Here is a 12,957-nt window from a genome sequence, read left to right on the forward strand (position 1 = left end):
TTCGGCCAGAGCGCCGGCGGTGATCCAATGACAGCTTTCATCGAAACGGTGATGAACCCGCAGTTCGTGGCGACGATGCTCGCCGCGGTTTGCGTTTTTGCGACCGTGCTGTCCATCGCGCTGCCGATGCTGCAGCGGGATCAGATGAACCGCCGCATGAAAGAAATGGCCGTGGAGCGCAGCAAGATGCGTTCGGCGCGGCTTGCGGAAATGGCGTCCAAGGATCGCGCATCGAGCAAACTACGTCCGACAGCTAAGGGCTTTATGCAGCGCATCGTCGATGAGCTGAAATTGCGCGAACGGTTCGACAACGATGACATACGCGAGAATTTGAAGCGGGCCGGACTGCGCGGGCAAGCGAATATCGTCACGTTCCTGTTTTTCCGGGTGGCGGCGCCGATCATTATTTTCTTCCTGGCGCTGTTCTACGTTTTCGTCATCTACGACACCGGGCATCCGCCGCTCGTCAATTTGGGCATCGCGATCGGGGCGGGTTTTCTTGGCTTCTATCTTCCGAACGTGTTCATTTCCAATCGCGTGCAAAAGCGGCAGACGTCGATTAAGCAAGCGTTTCCGGATGCGCTCGACATGCTTTTGATCTGCGTTCAATCGGGCATGTCGGTGGAAACGGCTTTTGCCAAGGTGGGTAAAGAGATCGCCACCCAGTCGATCGAGCTTGCCGAGGAAATGGCGCTGACGACGGCGGAGCTTTCGTATTTGCAAGACCGCAGGCAGGCGTATGAAAATCTTGCGAAACGCACCGGCCTTCCGGGTGTCAAAGGTGTGACGACGGCGCTCGTGCAGGCCGAGCGCTACGGTACGCCGGTCGGCCAGGCTCTGAGAACAATGGCCAAGGAAAATCGCGAGATCCGGCAGTCGGAAGCCGAGCGCAAGGCGGCAGCGCTGCCGCCGAAGCTGACGGTGCCGATGATCGTTTTCTTCCTGCCGGTGCTTTTTATCGTCATCCTCGGCCCGGCCGGTATCGGCTACATGCAGATGCCGAAATAGCTCCGTGAGCCGGCATTTGGCACAGCCGGCGGCATAGCTGGCGAAAAAAGTTTCGCCCCGACCATGAGACGGGGCGTCAGCTTTTCTGAGATGATTTCAAATGCCGATTTCGCGCTCGCGGCGCATCCGGTGCGCCGCCTCCGCAAATGCTAGTGCGTCATGCCCCTGAGCGATGCCGTCGTCGTCGGCATCGTCGTATCCGTCACGCTCGCCGGTTGCCAGTTGCTTTGGGCTTCAGACATCGGCGCGGCGTTGGCCGCGACGCTTGTCGGGCGGCTTGCCTGAGGCGGCATCGTCGGCTCGACGGAGGTTTGCGCCATGAAGCTGGTTGCATCGGGCATTTCGCTCTTGGGTTCGAGCTTGACCAGCTGCTTCAGATAATTGGTGTTGGATGCGGCCGTGTCAGAATCGACCACGCTCGAAGCAACCGATTTCGATTCGTCATAGCGTCCCTGAAGGCCGAGAACGAGCGCGAGGTTCTCCCGAACCTTGGGCGTCGCACTTGGAGCGGCCGCCGCCTGTCGCAGGATTTGCTCGGCTTTCTTCGGATTGCCCATCATCGCGTGGGCCATCGCCAGATTGTTCATGATGCCGGGATTGTCGGGTGCGAGGGTGAGCGCGCGCTCATAGAACGGGATTGCATCCCCGTATTTGCCTTGCTTGGCCAAAACCGTTCCGCGTGCGGAGACGACGCGCCAATCCGGCTTCGTCGGATCGTCGGCTGCCGCAAGGAGCTGGCCCGCGATGTTGACCTGATTGAGCTCCAGCGCCAGGCGGCCGTATTCGCTGGTCAGCTGCGTGTCATTGGCATGATATACGCTCGCTTGCTCCAAGACGGAGAGCGCTTTCTGCTTTTCGCCGAGTGCTTTCAGATTTTTTGCATAGTTGATCGCGGGCTGCAGGTCCATCGGCTTCTTCGCGTATTCCTTGCCCCAGTAGATGGTCGCTTTCTGAAGCTCGTTCTGCGGAGCGGTGTTCACGCTTGCGGTGTTCTCGGTTTTGTCAGACTTGAGGACGACGTCTTGCAGCAGGCTCGGCGAGGCCGAGCAAGCGCCAAGCAGCAGCGACATGGAAAGCGTGGCGATCACCCCGATGCGTTTGCAGGCGGATGGTTCGTCAAAGCTATGGCGGGGGCGCTCGATGCGCATCATTTCCAGTCTCCGTCTGCCAGCATTCCCGGTCCAATCCCGGCGAATCTGTGTGACGGTCAGTTTCTGGGTCAGGCGTCAATAAACGCTTAAGTTTCACATTTCGTAAGCTATAGCTGATGCAACTCATGAGGGCGCTGGCTTGCGGCAGCGGGCGGACTCTGGTGGATGCTTATTGGATGTGACGTGCTTGCGAGAGGAATGATGGTCGAGACAACAGCCTGGTCGGCAAAAGACGTTTTCGCAGAGGGTTCAGCTGAGGCGAGCGATATTCCCATTTATCTCGCTTCGTCGGCCGAGCCCGGACAGCTCGGCGGGTTCAGCGACCAGCAGAAGGCCTGGCTTGCGGCGCAGAAATTTTCGGGCGCGGCGAAACGACATCTCCTGTTGCCCAACACCGATGGCGGCATCGGCTCTGTCGTGCTCGGAATTGGAGATGGTCAGCAGGGCGAGCCAAGCGGACCTTCCGAAATGCTGACCGGATTGCTGGCGGCTCATCTTCCCGCAGGTACATATCGGCTGGCTTCCGACGCCGGGACGACCGATCTTGCCGAATTGTCGTGGGCGCTCGGAGGCTATTCCTTTTCCCGGTATCGGCGGAAGGAGAAGGCGGGCGAGCGCGCCCGGCTCCGCATGGCAGGTTCTGGCGCCGCGACCATAATTAATACCGCCGAAGCCGTCTGGTTCGGCCGTGACCTCATCAATACGCCGGCGTCCGACATGGGGCCGGGCGATATCGAAGCGGCGGTGCGCGAACTCGCGGCGCGTCACGGAGCGGCGGTTTCTGTCGTCGCGGGTGACGATTTGCTGGCGCAGAATTTTCCCATGATTCATGCCGTGGGACGGGCGAGTCCGCGTCCGCCGCGTCTGATCGACCTGACGTGGGGTCCCGTGGGCGCACCTAAGATTACACTCGTCGGCAAAGGCATCACGTTCGATACGGGCGGTCTCGACATCAAGCCCGCGAGCGGGATGTTGCTTATGAAGAAGGACATGGGCGGCGCTGCAACGGCGCTCTCGCTGGCGCACATGATCATGGGCCAGGGTCTGAAGTGCAGGCTGCGTGTCCTTATTCCCACGGCTGAGAATTCCATCAGCGGAGACGCGTTCCGTCCCGGCGATGTGCTGGCGAGCCGCGCGGGTCTCAGCGTCGAGATTGGCAATACGGATGCGGAGGGCCGTCTCGTTCTTGCCGATGCTTTGGCGCTCGCCGACAGTGACGAGCCCGACAGCATTTTTGTTTTCGCGACCCTGACCGGCGCGGCGCGCAGTGCGCTTGGTCCTGATCTTCCGGCGTTCTTCACGGATGATGAAGATCTCGGGCACAAACTGCCGCCGCTGGCGGCATCGATCGGCGATCCGCTGTGGCGGATGCCGCTGTGGAGCGGGTATCGCCGTCACCTCGATAGCGATATCGCCGACATGAACAACGTCTGGGAGTCGCCTTTTGCCGGAGCCATTACGGCCGCGCTCTTCCTCAAACGCTTCGTCGGTAAAGCCCGCCGTTTCGCCCATTTCGATCTCTATGGCTGGCGCCCGGCCGCGCGGCCGCTTGGGCCGAAAGGCGGAGAGCCGCAAACGGCGCGCGCCGTGATGGACTATCTGAAACGGGAGTTGGCATCGTGACGGCCAAGGTCTCGAGGCTCGCATCGGGCGCTCTCGATCCGCGACGCAATGCATTTCGCAGCGATCTCGCGGCGAAGGCTTTGGAGGGTGTTGTCAAAGCCGATCGATATGTCGCCGGAGAAGCGGCCGTGGTCGCGCGAAGTTCCGTGCCTCTCAGGAAGTTGCCGGACCCTTCTTACGGCTTCGAGACGGAAGCGTTGTTTGGGGAACAGGTCACGATTTTTAACGAGGCGGGCGGATGGGCGTGGATACAGCTCGCTCGTGATGGATACGTCGGATACGTGCCATCCGATGCATTGCGGCGCGGCCTCGCGTGGCCGACGCATAGAATTCATAGCCTCGGCACATTCGTTTACGGCGCGCCCGACATCAAATCGCCGCCGCTGCTTTATCTGGCGATGAATGCGTTATTGACCGTCAGCAGCGGCGATGAACGATTTCTGGAGCTCGAGGGTGGAGCTTACGTTTACGCGCGGCACGCAACGTTTGTGGATCGCCATGCGCGTGATTTCGTAGAGATTGCCGAGCGCTTCATCGGCACGCCCTATCTTTGGGGAGGACGAACGCACATCGGCCTCGACTGCTCGGGTCTCGTCCAGACGTCGCTGCTCGCCGCGGGCATCGTTGCGCCGCGTGACACCGATATGCAGCAAGCGGAACTCGGCGAAAGCGTTTCGATCGATGACGATCTCGAAGGGATGACGCGCGGCGATCTCGTCTTCTGGAAAGGTCACGTCGGTCTCATGATCGACAGCGTGCTGATGGTTCACGCCAACGCACATCACATGCAGGTGGCGCTGGAGCCGCTTCATGAGGCGGCGCAGCGGATCAGGAAAACGTCGGGAGAGATCGTCGCGGTGAAGCGGCTCGGCCGGCTTACGGCTGCCTAACGATCATAGGACAGGAAGCGGCGGGTCTGACGTTCCTCGTTCGCTTCGAGCGGCTGGAGAAAGCGTTTCAGAACTTTGCGGCTTCCGATCCAATCCCAGCCCGGTGCGAGTTCAACGCGCGTCGCGATGTCGATCAGAATTCCGGTTTGCGAATTGCGCGTTTCAATTCTATCGACGCGGCCGGCGGCAATGGCGGCTGCGAGTTTCGGAAACAAGTCGAAGCGCTCGACCGGCCTGTTTTCGTAAACTTCGCCGTCGAGCACGAGATCGAACGTCTGATCGGCTTTGATCAAAAGCTCGAACGAGCAGGCGCTGGGTAGGAAGGGCAAGACCGCCATGCGCCAGTACCGGTCCGAGGCGGTGATCGCGATATCGGCACTGCCGCGCGTGGCATTCGCCCAAGCTTCAAGCTCGACAAGCGTCTTTTCCAGGCGGTCGCGGTATACGTCGTCGGAGAGCATGGGTGCGTTCTCATGCGGAGGAATCGGATGCGCGAAGATAGCCGATCCGGAGCCGGGAAAGTTGTCCGATCGCAAACAAAAAAGGCCGTCGGGTTGGGTGTTGAGTATTCATTTATGATTGCCGTTTGATCATGAGTGACGAATGGCGGGCGAATTTTGAGAGCGGCGCGACTTCGGCTGCGGAGCATGATGGGCTTTATCTCCAAGTTTAAATTCCTGCTCTGCTCGCTGGTCGCGGTTGCTCTGTTCGGAGTCGGACATATGGACGGCAAAATTCAAGGTGGAGTCGCGGGAGCGCAGGCTCAGGACTTCGAGACCGATGTTTCTCCACACCGCTCTGCTTTTTCTGAAGGCGATGGCGTGCGGCTGAACTATCTCGATTGGGGCGGCGATGGGCCACCGCTGATCCTGATCCACGGCATCGCCAACAGTCCGCATGTTTTCGATGATCTGGCGCCTCTGCTGCGCGACCGGTTTCATGTCATCGCCTACGCGCGGCGCGGGCACGGGCAGTCGGAAGCGCCTGCAGGCCCCTACGATTCCAACGCTCTTGTCGGCGACCTGGTGCACCTGCTCGACAACCTTCATATCCAGCGGGCCAATCTTTTGGGCTGGTCGATGGGCGGCAATGAGGTCACGGAATTCGCCGGGCGATATCCGGATCGGGTCGACAAGATTGTTTATCTCGAAGGCGGCTACGACTGGTCGGACCCGGTGTTCTTCAAAGCCTTCACCGATATGCTGGCGGCGAATAGTCCGAAGCCGGAGACGCTGCGCTCGCTCGATGCGTTGAGGACTTGGTATCGTGCAGCCTGGATCGGCCGTGATGTGCCGTGGACGCCAGCGCTCGAAGCGTTTCTTCGCGACGCCGTGCGCATCGCGCCGAATGGACAGGTGGACCCTATTCCATCGATCGAGGTGTTTGGGGCACTTCATCAAACGCTCGGGACGTGGCGGCGGGATTATACGAAAGTCGGCGCACCAGCGTTGGCGATCTATGGCACCTCTTTCTTTCCGCAGGACAACGGTGATACCGATCTCGCGCGCAAGCTGCGTGAGTTCGAGAAAGGAGCGGCGCAGCCCTTCCGGCGCGCGAGTATCGACCGCGTCCGTCGCGAGCTTCGCGATGTTCGGGTCATGGAAATCAACGAGCGAACCCATATGTCGATCGGCGTGATCGCGCCGGACGCGCTGGCGGCGTCGATCAAAGACTTTTTGTCATCGGGATCGAGCACGCGCTAGTCGCCTCGATGCGTCGACCCGTCTCGCGCGCAGGTATTGTCGTGCGGTCCCCGATCGTGATTGATGCGTTCGCGCGCCGCATCGATACTGCGCGACGACTGTTGAGCAAAAGGCATCGAACATGAGCGATTCAGCGAGCTATTCGCCGCCCAAGGTCTGGACGTGGGAACAGCCGAGCGGGGGCGCGTTTGCCAGTATCAATCGGCCGATTTCCGGGGCGACGCACGAGGAAGATTTGCCCGTCGGCAAGCATCCGCTGCAGCTTTACTCGCTGGCGACGCCGAACGGCGTCAAGGTGACGGTGATGCTCGAGGAATTGCTCGCGCGCGGCTACAGCGGCGCTGAGTACGACGCATGGCTGATCCGCATCACAGAGGGGGATCAATTCGGCAGCGGCTTCGTCGAGATCAATCCCAATTCGAAGATTCCGGCGCTTGTCGATCGCAGCGGGAGCGCGCCACGACGTGTTTTCGAATCTGGCTCGATCCTGCTTTATCTGGCGGAGAAGTTCGGTGCATTCCTGCCGAGCGACCCGGCTAAACGCACGGAAGCGCTGAACTGGCTGTTTTGGCAGATGGGGAGTGCGCCTTTCCTCGGCGGAGGCTTCGGTCACTTCTACAGCTATGCTCCGATCAAGATCGAGTATGCGATCAACCGTTTTGCGATGGAGGCGAAGCGGCAATTGGACGTACTCGATCGTCATCTTGCGGCTCATGAGTTCATGGCCGGCGGGGACTATTCCATTGCCGATATGGCGATCTGGCCATGGTATAGTGGGCTTGTACGCAACGAGGTTTATGGCGCCGCCGAGTTTCTGGATGCGCCGTCGTATGTTCATCTTAATCGTTGGGCGAATGCGATTGCAGAGCGTCCGGCGGTCAAACGCGGGAAGATGGTCAACCGAACCTCCGGCGATCCTGCGCGCCAGCTTCGCGAGCGTCACGATGCCAGCGATTTCGACCTCAGGACGGAAGACAAGCTCAAGGTTTGAGCGTGCGCATCGTTGAGCGGACGACGTTCGCGCGTCGCGTTTCTAGGGCTTGGCTTCGCGTTTAAGAAGCGCGCGTTTGCGCTCGACGCCCCAACGGTAGCCGGATAGTGAGCCGTCGTTGCGCACGACCCGGTGACAGGGGATTGCGACGGCGATTTTGTTCGCTGCGCAGGCACTCGCTACCGCCCGGACAGCTTTCGGCATGCCGATGCGTTCGGCGATCTCGCTGTAGGTTGCCGTCGTTCCCGAGGGGATTTCGCGCAGCGCCTGCCAGACGCGATGCTGGAAGGCTGTGCCGCGAACATCAAGCGGCAAATCGAGTCCTTTATCCGGAGCTTCGACCAAGCCCACGACCGTGGCGACGATTGTCTCGAATGTGCTGTCGCCGCCGATCAGGGTCGCCTTGGGAAAGCGGTCTTGCAGATTGCGGACGAGGTTCTCCGGCTCGTCGCCGAGAAAAATCGCGGTTATGCCTTTGGCGCTGGCGGCGACGAGGATCGATCCCAACGAGCATTCGCCAACTGCGAAGCGCATTTCCGCAGCGGTTCCTCCGGCGCGAAAGTCCGTCGGCGTCATGCCTATGAAGTCCGCCGAATTGGCATAAAAACGCCCGCTCGAATTGAAGCCCGAGATGTGGATGGCATCGGTCACGGAAGCGCTCCCTGCAAGGTTTTCGCGAACACGTTTCTGACGGTGCGCGACAGCGTAGGCCTTCGGGGTAAGGCCGATAACCGCCTTGAAGATGCGGTGAAAGTGATAGGAGCTGAGACCGATCGCGCGCGCGAGGTCGCCCAGCTTGGGCGGTTCGTCGGCGCGCTCGATCAGGCGGCACGCTTCGACGACTTTGGCGGCGTATTGGTCTTGAAGGGAGGGTTCATTCGGCTTGCAGCGTTTGCAGGGACGGAACCCCGCCCTTTCCGCGTCTGCGCATGATGTGTGGAACGCCACGTTTTCCCGTCTTGCAAGTCGTGCGGAACACGAGGGCCGACAATAGACGCCCGTGGTGGCGACAGAATAATAGAACTTTTCTTCGAAGGCCGCGTCGCGCGCTTTCACGGCCGCCCATCGGACCGCTTCCATGTCCTGTGCCGAGGCCTTCGGCGCGGACTTCAATTTGCCCTTGGGCGTTTGTGGGGCGGGAAGCATTTTGCGAGCTTTCTGCATCGTTCGTGTTGCTCAGCATAAAGGGGCAATGCCTGGTGTTGCACTCCGATCCTTGCTTTCGAATTCAATTTATCGGGTCTGACGTTCTCTGCCCCGCATTGCCGTGGTGCAAGTTTTTGAAGGTTCTCAGATCTGCGCGGGAGCTATCGTCGCGCTGGGCTGAACCGCGATCCGCTTTCGGCGCTCAGGTGTTCCGTGATCCGGTCGAGCGCATGGCTTTCGTCGAACGTGCCATCGTTCTGCCGGACGATCCAGGACGAAAGCGGTGGGTTGAATGTCGGCTCGTAAAACTTGACGCCTCGATTGATGAGCGCGGCGACGTAGCTGAACGAACTCTTCGCCATGATGAGAACGTCCGATGCGACAAGCTTTTCCATGGTCCATATCGCATCGGAGTCGAGATAGAGTTCGCAGCCTATTTCGGAAAACTCGCGGAAATCGCTGTCGAGACCTTGTGAGTGGACCTGAAACGTCGCTTTTGCTCCCGCTTTTTCAATGATGCCACGAAGAGATTTAATCGTTCGCACGATTGCATCGTTGGGCGTGAAGCGAAGAGAATTGAGCGCGTTTCCGACATCTCCGCGCCGTACGTGAACCGCGACCAGCATCTGGCCGCGCTCGCGAGGCGTTGGCGGCAATCTGAATTTCGATCGCAAGGACTCGGAAATCGCGTTGAGTGAATCGGGATAATGCCTGTTCAGCCAATAGCACTGCTGAAACCGCAATACGGTTCGCTCGTCGATCGGAAGTTTTTTCAGAAGATAGTCGCTGTAATCGACAACGACATAGTTGCCGTCATCGCGGTCCGGTTCACCCTTGCCGAGATTGAGGCAGCTTTCCCAGGCGCTGCACCAATCCTGCTGCTCGTTCGGTGCATGATCGAGACGCGGGAAAGGACTGTCGACGTATGTGGCGCCGAAAGCTTTGGCGAAATTCATGCCTGAGATGCGGGCCATCGCCTGCATTCCCACGCCGTCTCGCCGTCCCGAGCACGTGATGCGTATACCTTGGGGAAGACGCCCTTTGGACAAGCGTACGGCTGCGTGGCCTGCCAGGAAATTCTTGTCGACGCCGATATTCTGACCAAGCAGATATTTGACCTTGAACCAGGCGTAACGAGCCGCCACCTCCACCCGGTGGCGAAAAAGGATTCTTTGCATCGTGCACACTTGATTGGGGATTTCTAGCGTAGCGCAAATCTCATATGGCGATGGGGCGGAGCCGACCTGCGCACCAGCTCGATTCGGAGCCGACGATCCGAGTTTGACCCAAATTGCGGTTTCGAACGCTGGGGGAGCTTAACCGTCCTAGTGGCGGTTTGAAGATCAAACAATCACAAATTCGCAATGACGGTCGCCGCACAGGGGAGTGCGAAATTCTACCATACTGAAATAGCGTTGTTAAATTTAGGCAGCTTAAAATTCTTCCAGCTTGGGAGCCGCCGCAAAGGCCGGGTACCGGCATAAGCTAAGTCGCAATAATTCGTTCTTATCGATCATGACTGTCCCTAGCGTCGCCCTCGGGGAACTTTCGGCATGGGGGTCAGCGTGGGGGGAATTTTCAACGCGGCGTACGCGTTTTTGTGGTCGCCGTCGCAGCAATGGCCGCATCTCCGAATGCGCAAGCGACGGATCGGTATTTCCTGAACGGCATCGGGCGCGTTCCAAGGCGCTGGGCGGCGCGGGTGTCGCCGACGGCAAGGACGCGACGCCGGCTGCGCTGAACCCTTCCAGCAATGGGACGGCTTCGATGATGCCGCCGCAGGTGCGTCGACATTGAATTTGACGCGTCGCATGGAGTCGGCGCTACGTCCTTGGTAGGATCGTGTGGCTGTTATCGGAACGAGCGCGAAGGGCTTCGAAGTTGGCTATTGAGACTGAATTCACGCCTTTGGCGTCGGCCTTTGGCGGCGCGCTGATCGGCATCTCCGCGGTTCTGCTCCTCTATTCCAACGGGCGCATCGCAGGCATCAGCGGCATGGTGAAAAGGCTGATCGCGCCGGCGGCCGACGGCAGGCCTGAGCAGGCCTTGGCATTCATCATCGGCCTCATCGCGACGCCGTTCGTCTGGACTGCCGTCACCGGCAGCGCCGTCGCACAAACGGTATCGGAAAATATACCGCTCGCGGCCATCGCCGGGCTTCTTGTCGGATTTGGCGCCGCTTTCGGTGGCGGTTGCACAAGCGGGCACGGCGTCTGCGGACTTTCGCGTTTCTCGAAACGCTCCCTCGTGGCAACCATTGTCTTCATGGCGGCGGCGGCTCTCACAGTGTTCGTCAGCCGTCACATTGTGGGAGGCGGCGCGTGAGCCTTCTCATCAATCTTGCCGCCGGGCTGATTTTTGGCCTCGGGCTCGTCATTTCCGGGATGGCCAATCCCGCAAAGGTCTTGAATTTTTTGGACGTCGCGGGACATTGGGATCCGAGCTTGGCTTTCGTGATGGCTGGCGCCATCGCGGTCACTGCCACGGGCTATCGGTTTGTGCTCCGGCGGTCAAAGCCGCTTCTCGATGACAGCTTTCATTTGCCGGGCTGGAGCACCATCGATCGACCGCTCGTCATCGGATCCGCGATCTTCGGATTGGGCTGGGGGCTGTTCGGCTTTTGCCCGGGTCCGGCGATTACGTCGCTGGGGCTCGCCGCGACCGGGACGCTCGTGTTTGTGCCAGCAATGCTGATCGGCATCGCCGTCGCCGGGCTCGTCGGCAAGAGCCGATCGTAAATCAACGTCTCACCGGGAGAGCCTACGGGTTGAGGCGCTCGGACCTCGTCGTGCCTCGCCTGCGCCAGGCATACGGCGATGCGTTCGTTCGAATCTGTTCGCAAATGGCGCGCCTCAGCGGAAAATGTTCGAACAATTTGATGGCCGCGCTCGAAGCGCTTGAGCGCGCTTTAGCGGAGGATTGTCAACTGTTTGAGCCCTTACCTACCCTCTAGGTTGTCAGCGAGGCGGGATGAAGTTGGGCTGAAGTGTGAGTTTCGCCGCGTCAGCAATGCCGGCTCTTAATGCAATGGAGCCAAAGCGGACCTGGTGATCAGGGATCTCAACCTCCGCTTCTGACCCACAGCGGGCCTGAGCAGCTACAGCATGCTCGGAGCGTCTGCATCCGCACCGCGGAAGGAGTGGAAGTGGCATCTCGCCCACACAAACCGAATCGGGCACGCTGCCGACCATAGAGGAGTGGAGTTCTGTCACATGGCTAGATGTACAGCACCATCACGGGGCCATCGCTCATCGAGCGCTGCAGCGAACTGCCCTGCATGCAGTGGCCGCTATAGCCGTTACCGCGGCTACAGCAGCTACGAGTCGTGCTCGTACCCATCCTACTCCTCGTCGGGAAGCGGTGGCGGCGGCCGGAGCAGCAGGGGCGGGTCTGGCAGCAGCGCCAAGCCGAGATGGTCGCCAGCGGGTTCGTCCGTGGCCTACACGCATGACGAAGTGCGTGCACTCACGCCGGTCCGTGAAAGCGTCGAAAAGCGAGCGCCCCAGCCTGACATTAGGGACGTCTTCCTCTGCCACGCGTGGGACGACCGAAAAGGAGCCGCGAAGGAGTTGCACGATCTACTCGAGTCGCGCGGCGTCTCGGTATGGTTCAGCGAGAAGGACATCCCCCTTGGCACGCCTTTGCTTCGCGAAATTGACAAAGGCTTGGCAAAGTCGCGAGCCGGGATCGTGCTGGTAACGCCTGCTTTCATCCGCCGCGTTCAGGGAGAGGGCATTGCGGAAAAGGAGCTTTCTGCACTCCTAGCGCTTAACCGGCTCGTTCCTATTGTACACAACACGACGTATGAAGCTCTCCGTGAAGTCAGCCCTCTGCTCGGCTCGCGAACCGGTTTGAACACGGCAGACGACGCAATGGCAGACGTCGCGATCAAGCTCGCTGAACTGGTCACCATCGACCTCTTGCCGCTGTAGTCGGTCCGGATCCATGCAAACGGTACGAGCGCCCGCGCGACGGCACCCAGCAGATGTCCGCTTCGTGTCGACACAATCGTGTGCGGTGCATCACATACTCAGCCGCGTGGTGCCGTTTCCGGCCCTAAGCGGACTGACACCGAGTTCGCTCCGACCGCTGCTATTGGTCGAACAGCAGACTTAGATGCCAACTTCCGCCAAGCGTCGATTTGGATGATGATATGCTGCGGCCTGCAGGCCGAATGGCGCGCCGGACAGGATGAAAGTGCGAACACTTATGTCATTGAAGTGGCGCTACGATTCCCAAGGTCCGCTCCTATACAGAGCAGACTTGCGCACTTGAGAGCCAGGGTGATAGCGATCTGTTGAAGGGAATGTCTGCATTATCCTGTGGCGGTGTGAAAACGCCAAATCAGTCCATGCTTCCTGCGATCCATCAGGGAGGCTTACATGGGCCGATTTGTAGAAGGCGAGGATCGTCGCCAGCAGATGCTGCTGCCCACCTGCCTCGAA

At 59.9% G+C, this 12,957-nt stretch carries 13 protein-coding genes; 8 read left to right on the top strand and 5 right to left on the bottom strand.

All coding sequences use genetic code 11. The features are described from left to right. The first annotated feature begins 27 nt into the window (after positions 1–27). Entirely contained in the window at positions 28–1,008 is a 981-nt protein-coding gene (locus tag WC026_RS08265; protein WP_372710372.1) for a type II secretion system F family protein, read from the top strand. 149 nt (positions 1,009–1,157) lie between these two features. On the opposite strand, the gene WC026_RS08270 is transcribed toward WC026_RS08265, so the two are convergent. Beyond that, positions 1,158–2,159 (bottom strand): tetratricopeptide repeat protein, encoded by a 1,002-nt coding sequence (locus WC026_RS08270; RefSeq protein ID WP_372710373.1) that lies wholly within the window; start codon positions 2,157–2,159, stop codon positions 1,158–1,160. A gap of 201 nt (positions 2,160–2,360) precedes the next feature. Here WC026_RS08270 and WC026_RS08275 point away from each other — a divergent pair, with 201 nt between their 5' ends. Together WC026_RS08275 and WC026_RS08280 are read left to right on the top strand one after the other, a co-directional pair. Further along, on the top strand, positions 2,361–3,782 hold the full coding sequence (locus WC026_RS08275; RefSeq protein ID WP_372710390.1) for a M17 family metallopeptidase: 1,422 nt from the start codon (positions 2,361–2,363) through the stop codon (positions 3,780–3,782). After that, positions 3,779–4,672 carry a C40 family peptidase gene (locus WC026_RS08280; RefSeq protein WP_372710375.1) on the top strand — a complete coding sequence of 298 codons (894 nt, stop codon included), beginning with the start codon at positions 3,779–3,781 and terminating at the stop codon, positions 4,670–4,672. Before WC026_RS08275 ends, WC026_RS08280 begins: the two co-directional genes overlap by 4 nt. Here the strand turns inward: WC026_RS08280 and WC026_RS08285 are convergent. Next, positions 4,669–5,133, bottom strand: coding sequence for a hypothetical protein (locus WC026_RS08285; protein WP_372710376.1), 465 nt, complete (start codon positions 5,131–5,133; stop codon positions 4,669–4,671). The genes WC026_RS08280 and WC026_RS08285 overlap by 4 nt on opposite strands. Positions 5,134–5,319: 186 nt before the next feature. Here WC026_RS08285 and WC026_RS08290 point away from each other — a divergent pair, with 186 nt between their 5' ends. Then, positions 5,320–6,375: an alpha/beta fold hydrolase gene (locus WC026_RS08290; protein WP_372710377.1), complete on the top strand. Its 1,056-nt coding sequence runs from the start codon at positions 5,320–5,322 to the stop codon at positions 6,373–6,375. Between the two features lie 121 nt (positions 6,376–6,496). Continuing rightward, on the top strand, positions 6,497–7,366 hold the full coding sequence (gene yghU / locus WC026_RS08295; protein WP_372710378.1) for a glutathione-dependent disulfide-bond oxidoreductase: 870 nt from the start codon (positions 6,497–6,499) through the stop codon (positions 7,364–7,366). 42 nt (positions 7,367–7,408) lie between these two features. Here the strand turns inward: yghU and ada are convergent, their stop codons facing one another. Both ada and WC026_RS08305 read right to left on the bottom strand, forming a co-directional pair. Then, entirely contained in the window at positions 7,409–8,512 is a 1,104-nt protein-coding gene (gene ada, locus WC026_RS08300) for a bifunctional DNA-binding transcriptional regulator/O6-methylguanine-DNA methyltransferase Ada (RefSeq protein ID WP_372710379.1), read from the bottom strand. Positions 8,513–8,673: 161 nt separating this feature from the next. Next, the gene (locus WC026_RS08305) at positions 8,674–9,690 is read right to left on the bottom strand and encodes a hypothetical protein (protein WP_372710380.1); all 1,017 of its coding nucleotides are present in this window, start codon (positions 9,688–9,690) and stop codon (positions 8,674–8,676) included. A gap of 703 nt (positions 9,691–10,393) precedes the next feature. Here WC026_RS08305 and WC026_RS08310 point away from each other — a divergent pair. The 3 genes from WC026_RS08310 (at position 10,394) to WC026_RS08320 (ending at position 12,444) form a co-directional block, all read left to right on the top strand. Next, positions 10,394–10,837, top strand: coding sequence for a YeeE/YedE family protein (locus WC026_RS08310; protein WP_372710382.1), 444 nt, complete (start codon positions 10,394–10,396; stop codon positions 10,835–10,837). Continuing rightward, a complete protein-coding gene (locus WC026_RS08315) occupies positions 10,834–11,250 on the top strand; it encodes a DUF6691 family protein (protein ID WP_372710384.1) in 417 nt (138 codons plus the stop codon). Before WC026_RS08310 ends, WC026_RS08315 begins: the two co-directional genes overlap by 4 nt. Before the next feature lie 474 nt (positions 11,251–11,724). Next, the gene (locus tag WC026_RS08320; protein ID WP_372710386.1) at positions 11,725–12,444 is read left to right on the top strand and encodes a toll/interleukin-1 receptor domain-containing protein; all 720 of its coding nucleotides are present in this window, start codon (positions 11,725–11,727) and stop codon (positions 12,442–12,444) included. A gap of 294 nt (positions 12,445–12,738) precedes the next feature. On the opposite strand, the gene WC026_RS08325 is transcribed toward WC026_RS08320, so the two are convergent. Continuing rightward, positions 12,739–12,957 (bottom strand): hypothetical protein (locus WC026_RS08325; RefSeq protein ID WP_372710387.1); only part of this gene is annotated, 219 nt, incomplete at its 5' end.

It is taken from the genome of Hyphomicrobium sp., from assembly GCF_041674905.1.
GTDB lineage: Bacteria > Pseudomonadota > Alphaproteobacteria > Rhizobiales > Hyphomicrobiaceae > Hyphomicrobium_B.